This window comes from Clavibacter sp. CT19 (genome assembly GCF_027858075.1).
GTDB lineage: Bacteria > Actinomycetota > Actinomycetes > Actinomycetales > Microbacteriaceae > Clavibacter > Clavibacter tessellarius_A.
In genome coordinates this window covers 150,931-167,964 of the sequence record NZ_JAQHYR010000002.1, presented here as the reverse complement: position 1 = coordinate 167,964, position 17,034 = coordinate 150,931, and the positions used below count along the sequence as shown (strand labels likewise).

The 17,034-nt window shown below is 74.7% G+C and carries 18 protein-coding genes; 9 read left to right on the top strand and 9 right to left on the bottom strand.

The features are described from left to right. Positions 1–46 precede the first annotated feature (46 nt). Positions 47–1,276, top strand: coding sequence for a molybdopterin-dependent oxidoreductase (locus PED38_RS03010; protein ID WP_063071061.1), 1,230 nt, complete (start codon positions 47–49; stop codon positions 1,274–1,276). After that, positions 1,276–1,764, top strand: a complete 489-nt coding sequence (locus PED38_RS03005; RefSeq protein ID WP_063071060.1) for a hypothetical protein — start codon at positions 1,276–1,278, stop codon at positions 1,762–1,764. The genes PED38_RS03010 and PED38_RS03005 overlap by 1 nt, the downstream gene beginning before the upstream one ends. Here the strand turns inward: PED38_RS03005 and PED38_RS03000 are convergent. The 3 genes from PED38_RS03000 to PED38_RS02990 are packed head-to-tail and all read right to left on the bottom strand — an operon-like array spanning position 1,713 to position 3,795. Further along, positions 1,713–2,411, bottom strand: a complete 699-nt coding sequence (locus PED38_RS03000; RefSeq protein WP_063071059.1) for a methyltransferase domain-containing protein — start codon at positions 2,409–2,411, stop codon at positions 1,713–1,715. The two genes, PED38_RS03005 and PED38_RS03000, sit on opposite strands and share 52 nt — an antisense overlap. Then, the gene (locus PED38_RS02995; RefSeq protein ID WP_270979662.1) at positions 2,408–3,091 is read right to left on the bottom strand and encodes a TIGR04282 family arsenosugar biosynthesis glycosyltransferase; all 684 of its coding nucleotides are present in this window, start codon (positions 3,089–3,091) and stop codon (positions 2,408–2,410) included. Before PED38_RS02995 ends, PED38_RS03000 begins: the two co-directional genes overlap by 4 nt. After that, complete coding sequence (locus PED38_RS02990) at positions 3,088–3,795, bottom strand: glycosyltransferase family 2 protein (protein ID WP_270979661.1); 708 nt, start codon at positions 3,793–3,795, stop codon at positions 3,088–3,090. Before PED38_RS02990 ends, PED38_RS02995 begins: the two co-directional genes overlap by 4 nt. Before the next feature lie 109 nt (positions 3,796–3,904). Here PED38_RS02990 and PED38_RS02985 point away from each other — a divergent pair, with 109 nt between their 5' ends. From PED38_RS02985 to PED38_RS02970, 4 genes are all read left to right on the top strand, one after another. Further along, positions 3,905–4,825: a response regulator transcription factor gene (locus PED38_RS02985; RefSeq protein WP_254654485.1), complete on the top strand. Its 921-nt coding sequence runs from the start codon at positions 3,905–3,907 to the stop codon at positions 4,823–4,825. Further along, positions 4,822–6,084, top strand: a complete 1,263-nt coding sequence (locus PED38_RS02980) for a sensor histidine kinase (RefSeq protein WP_270979659.1) — start codon at positions 4,822–4,824, stop codon at positions 6,082–6,084. Before PED38_RS02985 ends, PED38_RS02980 begins: the two co-directional genes overlap by 4 nt. After that, positions 6,081–7,700 (top strand): molybdopterin-dependent oxidoreductase, encoded by a 1,620-nt coding sequence (locus PED38_RS02975; protein ID WP_270979657.1) that lies wholly within the window; start codon positions 6,081–6,083, stop codon positions 7,698–7,700. Before PED38_RS02980 ends, PED38_RS02975 begins: the two co-directional genes overlap by 4 nt. A gap of 115 nt (positions 7,701–7,815) precedes the next feature. After that, positions 7,816–8,079, top strand: coding sequence for a hypothetical protein (locus PED38_RS02970; protein ID WP_063071054.1), 264 nt, complete (start codon positions 7,816–7,818; stop codon positions 8,077–8,079). A 71-nt stretch (positions 8,080–8,150) separates the two neighbouring features. Here PED38_RS02970 and PED38_RS02965 read toward each other — a convergent pair whose 3' ends face one another. Then, on the bottom strand, positions 8,151–8,855 hold the full coding sequence (locus PED38_RS02965; protein ID WP_270979656.1) for a PadR family transcriptional regulator: 705 nt from the start codon (positions 8,853–8,855) through the stop codon (positions 8,151–8,153). Positions 8,856–9,118: 263 nt separating this feature from the next. Between PED38_RS02965 and PED38_RS02960 the strand changes: the two genes are divergently transcribed. Beyond that, a complete protein-coding gene (locus tag PED38_RS02960) occupies positions 9,119–9,814 on the top strand; it encodes a hypothetical protein (RefSeq protein WP_063071052.1) in 696 nt (231 codons plus the stop codon). Positions 9,815–9,936: 122 nt separating this feature from the next. Here the strand turns inward: PED38_RS02960 and PED38_RS02955 are convergent, their stop codons facing one another. From PED38_RS02955 to PED38_RS02935, 5 genes are all read right to left on the bottom strand, one after another. Beyond that, the gene (locus PED38_RS02955) at positions 9,937–10,320 is read right to left on the bottom strand and encodes a cupin domain-containing protein (RefSeq protein WP_063072511.1); all 384 of its coding nucleotides are present in this window, start codon (positions 10,318–10,320) and stop codon (positions 9,937–9,939) included. Positions 10,321–10,349: 29 nt separating this feature from the next. Beyond that, positions 10,350–11,741 (bottom strand): hypothetical protein, encoded by a 1,392-nt coding sequence (locus tag PED38_RS02950; RefSeq protein ID WP_270979653.1) that lies wholly within the window; start codon positions 11,739–11,741, stop codon positions 10,350–10,352. Between the two features lie 7 nt (positions 11,742–11,748). After that, the gene (locus tag PED38_RS02945; protein ID WP_254654581.1) at positions 11,749–12,624 is read right to left on the bottom strand and encodes a TIGR03943 family putative permease subunit; all 876 of its coding nucleotides are present in this window, start codon (positions 12,622–12,624) and stop codon (positions 11,749–11,751) included. 22 nt (positions 12,625–12,646) lie between these two features. Beyond that, entirely contained in the window at positions 12,647–13,540 is an 894-nt protein-coding gene (locus PED38_RS02940) for a permease (protein WP_043588478.1), read from the bottom strand. Between the two features lie 476 nt (positions 13,541–14,016). Beyond that, a complete protein-coding gene (locus PED38_RS02935) occupies positions 14,017–15,117 on the bottom strand; it encodes a hypothetical protein (RefSeq protein WP_270979650.1) in 1,101 nt (366 codons plus the stop codon). A gap of 167 nt (positions 15,118–15,284) precedes the next feature. On the opposite strand from PED38_RS02935, the gene PED38_RS02930 reads away from it, so the two are divergent. Together PED38_RS02930 and PED38_RS02925 are read left to right on the top strand one after the other, a co-directional pair. Then, positions 15,285–15,815: a Dabb family protein gene (locus PED38_RS02930; protein WP_270979648.1), complete on the top strand. Its 531-nt coding sequence runs from the start codon at positions 15,285–15,287 to the stop codon at positions 15,813–15,815. Between the two features lie 112 nt (positions 15,816–15,927). Further along, the gene (locus tag PED38_RS02925) at positions 15,928–16,956 is read left to right on the top strand and encodes a CPBP family glutamic-type intramembrane protease (protein WP_270979646.1); all 1,029 of its coding nucleotides are present in this window, start codon (positions 15,928–15,930) and stop codon (positions 16,954–16,956) included. Positions 16,957–17,034 lie beyond the last annotated feature (78 nt).

Here is a 17,034-nt window from a genome sequence, read left to right as displayed (position 1 = left end):
GCCGACCGGGCTTCACCGGTCGTCCGGCAGACGAAGGAAGGCCCCCATGCGGACGCTGATGCACGAGGCACGGCGCCGGCTCGCGTCGCCCGCCCGCACGACCCGGATGGCGGTCGTGATCGGCCGCCTGCTGGGCCTCGCCTTCCTGGTCTGCTTCGGCACGGGCCTCTACAGCCACTTCCTCCAGGACCCGCTGCCGTGGATGCGCTTCCCCACCGCGCCCGTCTCGCTGTACCGGGTGACGCAGGGCATCCACATCACCGCGGGCATCGCGTGCGTGCCGCTGCTGCTCGCCAAGCTCTGGATCGTCTTCCCCGAGCTGCTCACGTACCCGCCGGTCACCGGGGTCGTCTCGTTCCTGGAGCGCGCGTCCATCGCCGTGTTCGTGGGCGCATCGCTCCTCGAGGTGACGATGGGCCTCCTCAACACCTTCCAGTGGGTGCCGTTCCCCTTCTACTTCCGGCAGACGCACTACGCGCTGGCGTTCGTGGTGATCGGCTCGCTCGCGATCCACATCGGCGTGAAGCTGCCCGCCATCGCCGGCCACTGGCGGCGCGGGCAGGCCGACGAGTCGCCCATCGTGGACGACGCGCCGGATCCCGCCGCGCGCGACGCGCGCGCTCCTCGCGGCCTCACCGGCCGCGTCACCGCCTGGATCGACGGCGCGCCCGTCGCGCCTGCGCCCGTCGCGCGCCGCGGGTTCCTCGTCGCGGTCGGCGCATCGGTGGCCGCGGTCGTGGGGCTCACGGCCGGCCAGTCCTTCCGGCTCCTCGCCCCGTTCAACGCCTTCGGCCCGCGCGTCATGGGCACCGGCCCGCAGGCGCTCCCCGTCAACCGCACGGCCGAGGCCGCGGGTGTGACCGAGACGGCGGTGGATCCCGGATGGACGCTCACCGTCTCCGCCGGATCCGCGTCGCGCGCCTTCACGATGGACGACCTGCGCGCCATGGAGCTCGTCACCGCCACGCTCCCCATCGCGTGCGTCGAGGGCTGGAGCCAGTCGGCGACCTGGCGCGGCGTGCGCCTGACGGACCTGATGGACGCGGTCGGCGCCGACCCCGGCGCGCGGCTGCGGGTCACGAGCCTCGAGCAGCGCGGCGGCTTCCGCCGGACCGAGATGGGGCCCGAGTACGTGCGCGACCCGCTCACCCTCGTGGCGCTCGAGCTCGACGGCGCGCCCCTCGACATCCAGCACGGCTACCCGGCGCGCATGATCGCGCCCGGACGGCCCGGCGTGCTGCAGACCAAGTGGCTCTCGACCCTGGAGGCGATGTGATGACCGGCACACGAACCGTCCCCGCGCCCGCATCCCGCGGCGTGCTCGCGGCCCGGATCGCGCTCGTCGCGGTGGGCGTCGCCGGCCTCGTCCTCGGCGCGCTCGTGCTCCTCGATTCCCAGCGTCCGGACCAGGTCGTCGGCGTCGCCGTCTTCCTGCTCGTCGCGATCCTCGTGCACGACGCGATCCTGTCGCCCGTCGTGTTCGTCGCGGGCCTCCTGCTGCGCAGAGCCGGCCGCCGGCTGCCACCGGGCGCGCTCGTGATCGTGCAGGCGGGCGTCATCGTGATGGCCGTGATGACCGTCGTCGTCATCCCGGAGATCCGGGCGCGCGCCATCGGGAACGACAACCCGACGATCCTCATCGCCGACTACGCGCCCCGGCTCGCCCTCATGTGGGTCGCCACCGCGGTGGCGACCGCCGTGGTCGCGGTGGTCTACGCGCGGACGAGGCGCGAGAAGGACCGGCCGCCGGTCACCCAGGACTGAGCGGGCGCGAGGCCCGCGTCCTCGGCGAGGCGCGCGACCGCGTCGCGGCCGACCTGCGCCCAGGGGAAGGGATCGCTCGCGCGGCCCTGGCCGTCCTCGACCGTGCACTCGAACGTGCGGTCGCGCGAGGGATCCGGGTGGGTCTCCACCACGAGCGCGCCCTCGTCGTCGAGCAGCTCGCCGCACCGGACGAGGAGCGCGCCCGCGTCGCCGCCGATGCCGATGTTGCCGTCGAGGAGGAGGAGCGTGCCCCAGCCGCCCTCGCGGGGGAGCCGCTCGAACACGGAGCGGTGCAGGACGGGGAGGCCCTGGCCGGCGGCCATCTCGACCACGGTGGGGGAGACGTCGATGCCGAGGGCGCCGAGCCCGGCGTCCATCGCGGCGCGGACCATGCGGCCCGGGCCGCAGCCGATGTCGAGCACCGGGCCGCAGGCGTCGGCGAGCAGGCTCGCGTCCACCGCGTCGGCGTCGGCGCTCCACCGGCTGATGTCGATGACCTCGGCGCTGTCGTCGTCCGCCGTGAGGGAGAGGAACAGCACCTCGCCGGAGTCGCGGAGCGCCCGGGCGTACGGCTCGCCGCCACCGGATCCGAAGGTGCGGTCGCGCGCGGTCGCGCGGTCCTCGGGGTGGTCGACTGCCAGGCTCATGCGGGATCCCTCTGCGGTGCGGCGTGCGATGCGGCGGCGACGGGGATGCCCGGGCCGGTCATCAGGATTCGGAGCGCGGCGGCGAAGCGATGGGCGGGTGCGGCGGCGGCGGCCTCGCGCGCGTCGTCGACGGTGTCCACGTCGGTGAGCTCGGGCAGCATCGCGACGTCGAGCCCGGCGTCGAGGAGGCGGGACAGCTGCACGGCTCCGGTGTCGTCGCGCGACATGGGCACGCCGCGCACGAGCGCGCCGTCCGGCTCGCGGAGGCCGAGCGCCCAGAAGCCGCCGTCGTTCGCGGGGCCGAACCACGCGTCGGGTCCGCGGGCGCCGTCGGCCCACGAGTCGAGCACGGGACGGAGGAGGTCGGCGGTGAGCTGCGGGGTGTCCATGCCGACGAGGAGGACGGGACCGTCGAGCGCGTCGAACATGGCGGCGAGGCGCTCGTCGAGGTCGCCCGCCACCTGCGGGATGACGTCGTAGCCGGCGGCCTCGGCGGGCGGCGTCGTGCCGTCGAAGAGGAGGACGCGGCGCTCGGGGGCCGCGTCGTCGACGGCCGCGAGCGTGTCGGCGAGGGCGGCGGAGGCGAGCTCGGCCGCCTCCTCGAGCGAGAACGGCGGATGCAGGCGCGTCTTCACGCGGCCCGGGATGCACTCCTTGGCGATGACGACGACGGCGGTCATGCGGATCCTCCCGGTGCCTGGTGGGCGCCCGCCGCGGCGGCCCGCGCCTCGGCGAGCACGCGCGACATGTCGCGGACGGCGGTGACGGTCCCGCGCACGGTGCCGGTGACCTTGGACCGCCCGACGCGCGGTGCGTACGGCATGTCCACCTCCAGGATGCTCCACCCGGCGGCCGACGCCCGCAGCAGCATCTCCAGCGGATAGCCGCTGCGCCGGTCGAGGATCCCGAGCGCCAGCAGATCCTCCCGCCGGCCGCACCGCATGGGCCCGAGATCGTGCAGCGGCACGCCCGTGATCCGCCGCAGCCGCCGCGCGAGCTCCAGGTTCGCGATGCGCGCGTGAAGCGGCCACGCGCCGCGCGCGGACGGGACGCGGCGGCCGAGCACGAGGTCGCGCTCGCCGTGGCGGACGGGGTCGACGACGCGGGGGAGGAGGGCCGGATCCATCGACGCGTCGGCGTCGCAGAACGCGACCAGCGGCGCGGTCGCCGCCTCGAGCCCGGCGTGCGCCGCCGCCCCGAACCCGCGGCGCGACTCGGCGACCACGAGCGCGCCGTGCTCCCGGGCGACCTCGGCGGAGCGGTCGGTGGATCCGTTGTCGACGACGATCGCGCGGTACCCCTCGGGCAGGCGCGAGAGCACCCAGGGCAGGGCCCCCTCCTCGTCGAGGCAGGGGAGGACCACGTCCACGAGCGCTTGCGTCATCCGTCGAGCCTAGGAGCACGCGGGTGGGCGTCCGCGCAGGGGTGACGGCTCGCTCGCAAGCCGGACACCGCGCGGGTCCGGCCCCAGGGAGCGCGCATAGTCTGGCCGGGTGAGCCCCACCTACGACCCCGCGCGCGCCGACACCGCCCGCCCCGACGCCGCGCGGCCCGATGCGACCCGGCAGGATCCGCTCCGCGGCCGCCGCATCCTCGTGGTGGAGGACGACCCGACCGTGAACGAGGTCGTGTGCCGGTACCTCAAGGCGTCCGGCTTCCAGGTGGAGACCGTGGCCGACGGCCTCGAGGCCGTGCGCGTCGCGACCGAGCGGATGCCCGACCTCGTGGTGCTCGACCGCATGCTCCCCGGGCTCGACGGCCTCGAGGTGTGCCGCCGGATCCGCGCCGAGAACCCCGACTCGCCCGTCCCCGTCGTGATGCTCACGGCGCTCGGGCAGGGCGAGGACCGCGTCAACGGCCTCGACGCCGGCGCCGACGACTACCTCGCCAAGCCCTTCTCCCCGCGCGAGCTCGTGCTGCGCGTGCGCGCCGTGCTCCGCCGCACCGTGCCCGAGGCCGTGCCGGAGCCGCCGTTCGTGGCGGGCCCGTTCGTGCTCGACCTGGGCGCGCGCGAGATCCACCAGGCCGGCGCGATGCTCTCCCTCACCTCGCGCGAGTTCGACCTGCTCGCCTTCCTGCTGCGGAACCCGCGCCGCGTCTTCGGCCGCGACGACCTGCTCCGCTCCGTGTGGGGCTGGGAGATCGGCGACCTCTCCACCGTCACGGTGCACGTGCGGCGCCTGCGGGAGAAGATCGAGGCCGATCCCGCGCACCCCGTGCTCCTCGGCACCGTCTGGGGCGTGGGCTACCGGTTCGACCCGGACGCCGCGGCGCCCGTCGCGGCCTCGCCCGATGCCGCTGCCGCGCCCGATGCCGCTGCCGCGCCTGCTCCCGGGGCTGCCGCCGTCGCCGACGACCCTGCCGCGGACGCCGCCGCCGCATCCGCCCCCGCCGCCGCCGGGGACGACGCGTGACCGCCGACTCCTTCCTCATCGTCGTCCTGACGGCGCTGGTGTGCGCCGCCATCGTCGGCCTCGGCGCGAGCGTGCTGCTGCGCCTGCTCCGCCGCCGGTCGCTCGTGCTCCAGATCTGCGTGGTCGCGCTCGCCGCCGTGCTCTCGGTCGTGGGCGGCATGGTCGCCGTCACCGCCGGCATGCTCGTCGACGACGCCGGCCTCACCGCCTTCCTCTCCGTCGCCGCGGTCTCCGCGCTCGTCTCCCTCGTGATGGCCGCGATGCTCGGCATGACCCTCGTGCGCGGCAGCCGCGAGCTCGGCCGGTACGCCGCGTCCATGGGCGAGGAGGCCGCGGTCGAGCCCGGCCGCCCCACCAGCACCGAGTTCGCGCAGCTGGCCCGCGAGCTGAGCGCCGCCAACCGCCGCCTCGCCGACGCCCGGGACCGCATGGAGGCGCAGGAGCGCAGCCGCCGTGAGCTCATCGCGTGGATGTCGCACGACCTGCGCACGCCGCTCGCCGGCATCCGCGCCATGGCCGAGTCCCTCGAGGACGGCATGGTCGACGACGTGCACCGCTACTTCCGGCAGATCCGCGTGCAGGCGAACCGGCTCAACGGCATGGTGGACGACCTGTTCGAGCTGTCCCGGATCAACTCCGGCAGCCTCGAGCTCGCGGTCGAGCGCGTCTCCCTCTACGACGTCGTGAGCGACACGGTGGCCGAGCTCGGCCCGGTCGCGCAGGCGCGCAAGGTCGATCTCCGCGGTGTCACCGCGCACGACGACCTCGTGGTGCAGGGCGATCCGCGCGAGCTGTCGCGCGTCGTCGGCAACCTCGTCATGAACGCCATCCAGCAGTCGCTGCCGGGCGGCCGCATCGTCATCTCCGCGCACCGCGACTCCGGCAACCTCGCCGTGCTCTCCGTCGAGGACACCGCGGGCGGCATCCCCGAGGCCGACCTCCCACGCGTGTTCGACGCGGGCTGGCGGAGCACCGGATCCCGCACCCCGCGCGCGTACGGCGCGAGCGCCGCCGCGAAGGCCGCCCTCGGACCCGACTTCCCCGCCTCGTCCGCGGAGGCCGCGGCACCGGATCCGGCCGTGCAGGCGGAGGGCTCGCACGACGGCGGCTACGCGTCCGGCGGCGGCGGCGCGGGCCTCGGCCTCGCGATCGTGCGCGGCATCGTCCGCGCCCACGACGGCGACGTCACCGTCCAGAACATCGACGGCGGCTGCCGCTTCGACGTGATCCTGCCGTACAGCAAGCCGGTCGCCTCGTGACCCGCGCCGCCCTCCGCGCGTGGTCGGCGTTCCTGGGGATCGTCGCGGCGCTCGCCGTGCTGGCCGTCGCCGAGATCACGGCGGCGTTCGTGGCGCCGACCGCGAGCCCGGTGCTCGCGGTGGGCGCGCTCGTCATCGACCTCGTGCCCGCGGGCGTCAAGGACGCGGTGATCGCCGTGTTCGGCACGGGGGACAAGGTCGCGCTGATCGTCGTGCTCGGGTTCGTGGTGCTCGCCGCGGCCGCGCTCGCCGGCATCCTGCAGGTGCGGCGTCCGCCGCTCGGCGTGGTGGTGCTGGCCCTGTTCGCCGGGGTCGCCGTGCTCGCCGCCACCACGCGCGCCGGGGCGACGGGTGCCGCCGCGATCCCGACCGTCGTCGGCATGATCGCGGGCGTCTTCGTCCTCCACCGCGGCGCCGACCGCCTCCGCGACTGGCGCGACGCCGCGACCCGCTCGGCCTCCTACTCGGCGCAGACCGCGGAGCCCGTGCGCGGCATCGCCCGCCCGGCCCAGCGCGCGCCCCTCACCCCGGGATCCGGCGCGCGCGTCGAGCGCCGCACCTTCCTCCTCATGACGGTCGTCGCCGGCGCCGCGTCCGTGGTCGCCGGATCCGTGGCCCGCGGCATCAACGCCGCCTCCGCCCGCGTGGACGACTTCCGCCGCACCCTCGTGCTGCCGCGCGCGACGACTCCCGCCGCCGCGATCCCCGCGACCGCCGAGCTCGGCGTGCCCGGCCTCGCCCCCTTCGTCACGCCCGCCGCCGACTTCTACCGCATCGACACCGCGCTGCAGGTGCCGTCGGTCGACGCCTCCTCCTGGACGCTGCGGATCACGGGCATGGTCGAGCAGGAGGTCGAGATCACGTTCGCCGAGCTGCTCGCCCTCCCGCTCGAGGAGCACGTGACGACCCTCACCTGCGTCTCGAACGAGGTCGGCGGGAACCTCATCGGCAACGCGCTCTGGCTCGGCTACCCCATCCGCCTCCTGCTCGAGCGTGCCCGGCCCACCGCGGGCGCCGACATGGTGCTGTCCACGAGCCAGGACGGCTGGACCGCGAGCACGCCGCTCGAGGCGCTCACGGATCCCGACCGCGCGTCGATCCTCGCGGTCGGCATGAACGGCGAGCCGCTGCCGCAGGAGCACGGCTTCCCCGTGCGGATGGTGGTGCCCGGCCTCTACGGCTACGTCTCCGCCACGAAGTGGGTGACCGAGCTCAAGGTGACGACGTTCGCCGAGGACGTCGCGTACTGGTCGACGCGCGGCTGGACCGAGCGCGGCCCGATCAAGACCGGCTCGCGCATCGACACCCCGCGCTCCGGCGCGCGCGTCGACGCCGGCCGCACGGCGATCGCCGGCATGGCCTGGGCGCAGCACACCGGCATCCAGAAGGTGGAGGTGCGCGTCGACGAGGGCGACTGGGTCGAGGCGACGCTCGGCGACGGCGTGGGCGCGGACACGTGGCGGCAGTGGTCGTACGCGTGGGACGCGGCGAGCGGATCCCACAGCGTGGAGGTGCGCGCCACCGACACGACGGGCGCCACGCAGACCGCCGACGAGGTGCCGCCCGCCCCCGACGGCGCGACCGGCTGGCACCGGATCACCGTCAACGCGGGGTGATCCGGGTCCCCGTGCGGCGCTCCCGGGACGCACCGGGCCAGCACGCGCGGAGCGAGGGCGCGTAGCGTCGAGGCACGGCGCCACCGCGCCGCATCGACCAGCAGAGGAGAGCACCGTGAGCGACATCGAGAACCCGCGCGACCCCGCCGACCGCGACCTGGACGACACCGGCATCGACGAGGAGGAGCTCGTCGGCACCGACGCCCGCGAGGCGCAGGAGGCCATCGACGCCGAGCGCGTCGTCCCGCTCGACGACGAGGACGCGACCGCGCTCGACGACGAGGACGCCGACGGCGGGCTCGGCATCGACATCACCCAGTCCGACGGGCCCGACCTGGAGGCCGGCGACGACCTCGACACCGGCGCAGCGATCCGCTGATCCGCCCCGACGCACGACGACGGCCCCCGCTGATGCGGGGGCCGTCGTCGTGCGGGGAGCGTGCGCCCGGGTCAGTCCGCGAGGATCGCGTACAGGGCGCGCCGCGTCTCGTCGAGCTTCGCCGCCGCGGCCTGGCGCTGGGCGTCGGTCGCGTCGTGCATCAGCGGCTTCACGACGCCCATGAGCTTCATGAGGCTCGTCTGGAACGCGTCCTCGCCCTCGGACCTGTCGGTGGTGGCGGCCCAAGCCGCGTCGATCTCGGCCTGGTGCTCCTCGACGTGGGCGCGGCCCTGGTCGGTGAGGGAGTAGACGCTCTTGGCCCCGGTCTCGTCGGCGACGATGAGGTCCTCGTCGACGAGCTGCTGGAGCGTCGGGTAGACGGATCCGGGGCTCGGCCGCCACGCGCCCTCGGTCTTCGCGGCGATGCCGGTGATGAGGCCGTAGCCGTTCGAGGGCGCGTCGGCGAGGAGGGAGAGGATCGCGAGGCGGACGTCGCCACGGCGGGCGCGTCCCCGTCCGCCGCGTCCGCGGCCCGGGCCGAATCCGGGACCGCCGAATCCGGGGCCGCCGAAGCCGCCCATGCCCGGGATGCCCGGGAACCCCGGGAAGCCGGGGCCGTCGCCGGGGCGGAAGCCGCGCGCGAGCGGGTGGCCCGGCATGATGCGCGGGCGTCCGCCGCGGTGGTGCTGCCTGCGGGGCTCGTGGCGGTCGGCGGGGACGCCGTCGCGGTCGTGGTCGTGGTGGTCGTGGTGCGGGTTCTGGTCGTGGGTGCGCATGTCGCGCTCCTTCCGGTCGGGATGCGTGGGGATCGCGGCGTGCTGTCGCGATGCATCGACGATATGTCGCCGACAGTCGGAAGTCAATCCCCGCATCGGCGACGGGGGCAGCGGTTCCCCGTGATCCCGGGGGAGCGCCCCGCGAACCTGGCCAGAACCTGGGAATGGAGAACCCGCCCCAACCCGATCCGCCGCGGCGCCGAAGTCCCTGTGTCGCCCGGGGGAACCGGGTGGATCCCAGCCCACACAGCGAAGGAATCATCATGCGCAACCTCACCAAGTCCGTCTTCGGCCTCGCCACCGCCGGCTTCCTCGTCGTCGGCCTCGCGGCCTGCTCGACCCCCTCCGACTCCGGTTCGTCCTCCTCGTCCTCGTCGAAGCCCGCCGCGACCGCGACGACCGAGGCGAACCCGACCGCTCTCGCCACGATCCCGAAGCTCACCGGCGTCGACACCAAGGTCACGCTCGACTCCGGCTTCACTGGCGCCCTCACGACCCTGGGCCTGACCCCCGGCGTCATCGGCACCGCGACCCTCGACGGCGCCACCGGCACTCTCGCGTTCCCCATCACCGGCGGCAACGTGAAGTACTTCGACCCGCAGCAGTCCTACCGCCCCTACGTCCAGGGCGAGATCGACCACTCCGGCTCCGGCATCAGCCTCACCGCCGGCTCGACCGTCGTGAAGCTCACCGACTTCGTCATCGACCCCGGCACCAGCCGCCTCACCGGCTCGGTCCAGGTCGGCGACGGCGAGGTCATGAAGGACGTCTACATCTTCAACCTCGACGGCACGACCCTGAAGCCCCTCGCGATGGAGGGCGACAAGGCCGTCCTCGAGGGCACCACGGTCAAGATCAGCCCCGACGCCGCATCGCTGCTGAACAGCACCTTCAAGACCGACGCCGTCACCGACAAGCTCGTCGTCGGCATCGCCAAGATCACCGTCAACACCAAGTAGCACCCACCCGGCTCCGCCGGGACGCACCACCTGCGATCACAGCAGAACGCATCGACGGCCTCGTCTCCCTCATCGGGAGCCGGGGCCGTCGTGCGTGCGGGGGCGGATCCCGCGACCTCGCGTCAGCGGAAGTCGCCGACCTGGCGCTCCACCGGAACCGTGCCCGGGACGACCACTTCGCCGGTGTGCGCCGTGGTGACCGTCTCGATCAGGACGATCTCCACCTCCTCGTCGGCGACCGGGTTGTGCCGCACGCCCCGCGGCACGACGTGGAACTGGCCGGGTCCGAGCACGACCTCCCGGTCGTCGGGCAGCTGGATGCGGAGTCGGCCCGACACGACCAGGAACATCTCGTCCTCGGCGTCGTGCGCGTGCCACGTCAGCTCGCCGAGCAGCTTCGCGACCTTCACGTACTGGTCGTTCACCCGCCCCACGACCCGGGGCGTCCAGTGGGCGGTCACCTCGCGGAGCTCGGCGGCGATGTCGGTCACGGGAGGATGCGTCATGGGTCCATCCTCCGACGGTCCGCGCGGGATCAGCCGATCGTGACCGCGAAGCCCGCCACGCTGCGGGTCACCGTGCCGGTGGCGAGCTCGACGAAGAGCGTGGTCACGGTCGAGTCGCGCGGGTTCCGCGGGTAGTCGTCGCTCGCGCCGCGGGCCGGATCCGGCACGGTCTCGAGCAGCGCGAAGCGGCCGTTGGGCGTCACCTTCAGGCCCGTGATGCGGGTCCGGGGATCCGCGGGCACGTACACGTCGCTCGCCTTCCCGTCGCGCACGACCACGAGCCGCTGCGTGGCGGTGCCGGTCCCGGCGTCGAGGGACGTGCGCACGCGGAGCACCGCGGCGTCGTCGCCGGGCACGAACGAGATCGCGCCGTCGTACTGCAGGTCGGCGCCGCCGGTCTCGGTGGGCAGCCGCGTCTGCTGCGCCGTGCGGAGGTCGATCTCGGTCGTCGAACCCGGATCCGTGACCGCGAGCCGCGTGCCGTCCGCCGAGAACGGGCCGAGCGTGCCGTGGCGGCCGAGCGGCACGATGGGCGTGGATCCGTCGACCGTCACGAGGTACAGGTCGCCGTCCTGCCCGTGCGCCACGAGCTGCGGGCGGCCGGGCACGAAGCCCCACGCCTGCACGCTGAGCTCCCGTCCGTCGAGGCCCGTCACGGCAGCGGGGGCGGCACCGGCGCCCACGTCGTCGACCATGAGGGTGTCGTCGTAGGGCCCGCCGTCCGCGCTCGTGAAGCGGAAGCCGACCGTGGTGCCCGCGTCCTCCGCGTGCAGGTCGTCGAGGGCGCCGCGGCCGGGCAGGGGGAGGTCGGCCTGGCCGGATCCGTCCAGCGCCGCGATGACGAGCCCGTTCGTGCCGTCGTCCTGGAGCGTCGCGACCACGAGCGACTTCCCGACGACCGCGTACTCCTGGATCTTCGTGGCCTGGAACACCACGTCGCTCGTGCCCTCGCCGCTCCCGGCGACGTCCTGGCGGAGGATGCGGTCGGCCTGCTGCTCGCCACCGCGGACGAGCACGTACATGCCGGGGTCGCCCGTGCGGAACGACGTCGCGAGGTCCGACGCGGGGCCGCCGCCGACGCCCTGGACGCCGTCGATCGACACCGTGTAGTCGGCGTCGTACGCCAGCGGGCGCGTGAAGTCGAGGATGATGCGGTCGGCCTGCGTGTCCACGGTGAAGTCGGCGCCCGGCTCCATCCGCACGCGGGACGCGTCGAGCGGCGCCACCGGCCGGTTCGCCGCGAGCACGAGCCGCTGGCGCGACTGCTGCACGACGGCGAGCGGATCCACGTCGGTGCGCACGAGCCGCGGCCCCTGGCTGCCGGCGACCGCGAGCAGGCCGCCGGCGATGAGCACGAGCACGAGGATCACGGCGGTGAACGCCCGGCGGAAGGCGCGCGGGGATCGGGCGGCGTCGGTCACGGACGGCTCAGTAGACGTAGGGGTCGGCGGGCTGGTCGACCTTCGTCACGCCCTGCGGCATCACGGCCAGCGGCTGCCGGCTCTTCGCGCTCGGGTTCGAGGCGAAGGGGCCCTTCACCTCCACCCACTCGTCGGTCTGGAGCGTCGACTTCCAGCCGGGCTGGTAGACGGGCACGCCGACGGGCTGCGCGTCGACCGCGCAGCAGGTGACGACGAAGCGGGTCACGTAGAAGACGTCCTCCGGGTCGTCGGGGTCGGCGCTGACGAAGCCCGTGATGTCGACGGACTTCGAGGTGAAGAAGGTGGGGTCCGTGGTCTGCGCGAGGAGCTGCGACCAGTCCTTGACGCCGAGCGTGGAGAAGTCGCTCGTGCCGAGGAGCTCCTGGTCGGGCGCGGCGTCGGAGGAGACCGTGCTCGAGTTGAGGGCACGCTGCGTCACCGTGCTCTGGGTGAGCGTGCGCGGCGGGAGCACGAGGACGGCGACGACCGTGATCGTGACGACGGTCGCGACGGCGACGCGGGAGGCGCGGGCGCGGAGGGTGCGGCGGGCGGCGGGCGACGCGGATCCGCCGCCGTCGTGGTCGTGCGCGTGATCGTGGTCGTCGGCCGCCTCGGCGGGGCGGAGCGCGAACCCGGCGACGGTGGCGACGAGGCCGATGACCGCCATGATCGCCGTGAAGACGAAGTAGCGCGGGTGGATGTAGAGGCCGAGCTGCCCGGTGATCGTGAGCCACAGCGTCGAGACGATGCACGCGGCGAGGAGCACGAGGCCCACGGTGGAGGAGGCGCGGCCGCCCGCGGCACGGCGGCGGCGGGCGCGGCGGAGGGCGGGGGCCGCGCGGTCGGCGGTGCGGGTGTCCGCGGCGCTCGCGTCGGCGGGCATCGGGTGTCCGTCGGTCCGGTCGTCAGGCGATGGCATTGACTCCCCATCCCAGCGCGAGGCTGATCAGCGCGACGACCGAGGTGATCATCACGAGCGTGCGGGTCGAGTAGGTGGTGCGCATGAGCGCGAGCATCTTCACGTCGATGACGGGGCCGAACACCAGGAAGGCGACGATGCCGCCCGGGAGGAACACGGATCCGAACGAGAGCACGAAGAACGCGTCGACGTTGGAGCAGACGGAGACGACGAAGGCCAGGAGCATCAGCGCGAGCACCGAGAGGATCGGGCTGCCACCGAGCGTGACGAGGACCTCGCGCGGCACCGCGACCTGGATGAGGCCGGCCAGCAGGGAGCCGATGACGAGCGCCGGCATGATCGTGGTCGCCTCGCGGCCGAACAGCGAGATCGACTTCCGGACGCGGGCGCCGCCGTGCGCGTGCGGGTCCGGCAGCGCGCACTCGGCGCGGAACTCGTCGGTGAGGAGCCGGTCGGGCTCGGGGTGGAGGCTGAACAGCCAGCCGACCACGTTCGCGATGAGGAAGCCGCCGACGAGGCGGGCCACGAGGATCCAGCCGTCCCAGCCGAAGGCCGCGTGCGTCGTGATGATGGTGATCGGGTTGAGGATCGGCGCGGCCAGCAGGAACGTGATCGACTCCGGCACCGTGAAGCCGCGCACCACCAGGCCGCGCGCGAGCGGCACGTTGCCGCACTCGCAGACCGGCAGCGCCATGCCGAGGAACGAGATGCAGGCGCGGCGCGCGAAGGGGTTCCGCGGCAGGCGGCGCTCGATGACGCCGGGCGGCACCCACACCTGCACGACGATCGACAGGACGATGCCGAGGATCACGAACGGCAGCGACTCCACGATGACGCTGACCGAGAGCGTGACGAGGTCCTGGAGGCGGTCGGGGAGCACGCTGTCGCCGAGCGCGGGGGAGGCGGCGCGGAGGGCGAGCAGCAGGAGGACGAGGGCGAGGCCCGTGACGAGGCCGGTGCGGATCCCGGTGGGGGACGGGCGCGGGGTGTCGTGGTCGTGGGGGTGGTCGTGCGCGGCGGGCGGGGGCGGGGCCGTGAGGGTCGCGGTCGCCGGGCCGGTCGCCGGGCCGGCTCCCGCCTCGGCGTCGCGGGCACGTCGGTCGCGGATCCGCTCGCGTCGCGGACGCGAGGAGCGCGCGGGCCGGTCGAAGGGCGAGGCGCCGTCGTCGTCGGGGGTGAAGGGGCTGTGCCGGTCCGTCATCGCGGACCGGTGGCGCGGGGGCCGGGTCCGGGGGTCGCGCGCACGGGATCCACCCTAACCGCGGGGGGATCGGACCTCCGTGAGTGCGGCGGCGGCGGGGCGGCGCGCGCGGGGGTCACCGGTCTCCCCGACCGCGGCGGTCGCGGCCGCCGCCGTCACCGGTAGGCCGCCGGGAGCACCGGGCACGCTTCGGCGATCCGCTCGTCCATGGCGCGCGGGAATGGGGTCCAAGGTCGCTCGGCGCGCACGGCGGCGATGAAGTCCTCGACCGCGGGGACCTCGCCGGTGTAGGGCCTCCCCTCCGCGGCGTAGCAGGGGATCAGGTAGGAGAGGTAGTAGTCGTGGATGTAGGCCAGCTCGGCGTCGGATCGCGGGCCGGCCTCCCGCTGGGGGAAGCGGACCTGGCAGACGTAGACGGCGACCGGATCCGCGTCGGTCAGCTCGTAGCTGTCGTCTCCGACCCTGGACGCCGTGACGCCCGCGTCCCGCAGGCAGGCGATCTGCTGGTCGATGTGGTCCTCCTCGTCGACCACGCGCTCCGTCTGCACGTCGGGCCGCACCGCGTCGGGCTCCTGGTCGAGCACGAGGCGCCAGGCCTGATCGGCGCGCACCTGCAGGCTCTCGGCCAGCTCGGCATCGGTCTGCGGGACCGGGACGGGTGGATCGGCCGTGAAGTCGGGGACGACGGATCCGCGTCGGCCGTCGGGCGTGCCCATCGCCTGGCCGCGCGGGGTGGCGGTCGCGGTGGCGGTGGAGCCGCCGCTCGAGGGCGGCGGCGAGGCGGTGGTGCGGCCGACGTCGAGGAGGCCTGCGGCGGAGGCGACGCCGAGCCCGGCGAGCACGAGGACGCCGGCCGCGAGAACCGCGAGCGGACCGGGTCGGAGCGCCCGGCGGCGGGCGGGCGCGGCGACGGGGGCGTCCGCTGTGCGGTCGTCGTCGAGAGCCGCTGGCGTGGAAGCCGCGTCCGCGTCCGCTGCCGTGACCGCGGGCCGCTCCGCCGCGAGCAGCGCCGCGCCCTCGTCGACGAGCCGTGCCTCCGCCGCGAGCAGCGCGACGAGCGGCGCCGGCAGCTCGGCCTCGTCGTACCCCGTGCGCGCGCGGAGGTCGGCGGGGACCTCGACGAGCGGCGCGGTGGATCCGTCGCGGCCGTAGGCGGTGCGTCGCAGCCCCTCGAGACGGCGCGCGGCATCGGGATCGTCGCGGAGGCGCCGGGCGAGGGCGGCGTCGGGGTCGAGGCCGTCGAGCGGGTCGGACATGCGGCCTCCTCGTCGCGGGCCCGGACGCCGCGGCCGTGCGTCCGTGCGGCCGTGCGGTCGTGCGGGTACCGCCCACGGTACGGCGGTGGTCCCGCCGTGGCGAGGCCCCATCCGGGTCAGTCGGCGGCCTCCGCGCCGACCCGGCCGGATCGGGCCATGATCCGGACATGACCACCGACGCCCGCCCCGCCCTCACCGACGCCCAGCTCACCGCCCGCGACCACGTCCCCGGCCTCGTGCACCACGTCGTGCTGTTCCGGCTCCGGGACGACGCGACGCCCGCCGACCGCGACGACGTGGAGCGCCGCTTCCGCGCGCTCGCCGACTCGCCGCACCCCGACGGGTCCGGCCCGTACATCCGCTCGCTTCACGCCGGTCGGCAGTCGAGCCCCGAGGGCGTCGGTCGCGGCTTCGAGCTCGGCTTCGTGCTGACCTTCTCCTCGGAGGGCGACCGCAACCTCTACCTCGGGGAGCCGCTCATCGCGGATCCGGCGCGCATCGATGTGCAGCACGCCGCCTTCAAGGGGTTCGTGGGGCGGCTGCTGGCGCCGGATCCGCACGGGGTGCTGGTGTTCGACTTCACGGAGCCGGAGCCGGAGCCGGAGCCGGAGCCGGAGCCGGCGACGGAGCCGGAGGCGGCGACGGAGCCGGAGGCGGCGACGTCGGCCGGCGGCCAAGCGGGGGCGTCTGCGGCCTGATCCCGCGCCCCAGAAGCGGGCCAGGCCGCCGTCGGGGTCGCGCGCCGGGGACCCTGCGGCCAGCATGGGTGAGGACGCCCGCCGCCCACGATCCGCCGACGAGACGAGTTCCGTGCCCGCATCCGCCCGCCCCTCCGCCTCCAGCCCGAACGCATCGGCCGACCGGGACGACCCGGCCGCCCTCGCGCCGGATCCGCGCCTCGACGCGCAGACGCGCCGCCCGCAGTCGTGGATCCGCGCCGTCGCGGTCGCGCTCCTCGCCTGGGTCGTGCTCGGCGTGGGTCTCGGCCTGGCAATCGGCATCACGGACGTGGTGGAGCAGGCGACCGGCGCCGGCCTGCTCGCCAGGATCGTCCTGCAGGCCGTGCTGATGTCCGCGCTCGTCGTGCCCGCCGTGGTGCTCCTGCGCCGGCGGCTCGATCGCCGGAGCCTCGCGTCCCTCGGCCTCTCGCGGCGGATCGGGCGGCCGATCGCGCTGGGCGTCGGGGTGGGCGCGGTGACGGGCGCGGTCGTCTGGGTCCCGGCCGGCCTCCTCGGCTGGATCCGCGTCGACGGCATCGACGCCGCCGCGTTCGTCGGCTTCCTCCTCCTCAACGGCCTCGTGCTCGCGCTCTACGAGGCGATCCCGGAGGAGCTCGCCCTCCGCGGGTACATGTGGACGAACCTCCGCGACGGCACCGGCCTCGTCGTCGCCACCCTCGTGACCACCGCCCTCTTCCCCGCCACCGGCGTCGTGATCGAGTCCGGCCGCTGGATCGTGCGGACGCTCGCGGGGTCGGACACCGGCGCCTTCACGCCGATTCCCGCCGGGAACGACGCGGTCGTGTACGTGCTCCAGCTCGGGCTGTTCGGGCTCGCGCTCATCGCCGCACGGCGGATCCCGGTGGAGGGCGCGCTCCTCATCGCGATGGCGTTCCACTGGACGCAGCTCACGGTCACCCGGGTGCTGCTGGGCGGCATGGCCTGGGCGTCGTCGGGCTGGGACGTCGCGTTCGCCGAGCCCGACGCGATCGCGCTGGTGCTCGTGCACATCGTGCTCGCCGGCATCGTCTTCGTCGCGGTGCGGTGGGGGATGGAGCGGCGGGCGCCCGAGCGGCGGGCGGTGCGCGGAGGCGGTGCCCAGGATCCCGACCTACGGTAGGTATGTCCATGCGATCGCATGGACCAGTGGCTCCGCCCACGAGACGCGGGCCGCCGTCCCCGACTCGTCAGGAGACCC

Bases quoted from the DNA above. Each gene is read 5' to 3' on its own strand.
- PED38_RS02930 (WP_270979648.1), top strand. From the start codon at position 15,285: ATGACCACCGACGCCCGCCCCGCCCTCACCGACGCCCAGCTCACCGCC.
- PED38_RS03000 (WP_063071059.1), bottom strand. From the start codon at position 2,411: ATGAGCCTGGCAGTCGACCACCCCGAGGACCGCGCGACCGCGCGCGAC.
- PED38_RS02965 (WP_270979656.1), bottom strand. From the start codon at position 8,855: ATGCGCACCCACGACCAGAACCCGCACCACGACCACCACGACCACGAC.
- PED38_RS02955 (WP_063072511.1), bottom strand. From the start codon at position 10,320: ATGACGCATCCTCCCGTGACCGACATCGCCGCCGAGCTCCGCGAGGTG.
- PED38_RS03010 (WP_063071061.1), top strand. From the start codon at position 47: ATGCGGACGCTGATGCACGAGGCACGGCGCCGGCTCGCGTCGCCCGCC.
- PED38_RS02945 (WP_254654581.1), bottom strand. From the start codon at position 12,624: ATGCCCGCCGACGCGAGCGCCGCGGACACCCGCACCGCCGACCGCGCG.
- PED38_RS02935 (WP_270979650.1), bottom strand. From the start codon at position 15,117: ATGTCCGACCCGCTCGACGGCCTCGACCCCGACGCCGCCCTCGCCCGG.
- PED38_RS02960 (WP_063071052.1), top strand. From the start codon at position 9,119: ATGCGCAACCTCACCAAGTCCGTCTTCGGCCTCGCCACCGCCGGCTTC.
- PED38_RS02990 (WP_270979661.1), bottom strand. From the start codon at position 3,795: ATGACGCAAGCGCTCGTGGACGTGGTCCTCCCCTGCCTCGACGAGGAG.
- PED38_RS03005 (WP_063071060.1), top strand. From the start codon at position 1,276: ATGACCGGCACACGAACCGTCCCCGCGCCCGCATCCCGCGGCGTGCTC.
- PED38_RS02995 (WP_270979662.1), bottom strand. From the start codon at position 3,091: ATGACCGCCGTCGTCGTCATCGCCAAGGAGTGCATCCCGGGCCGCGTG.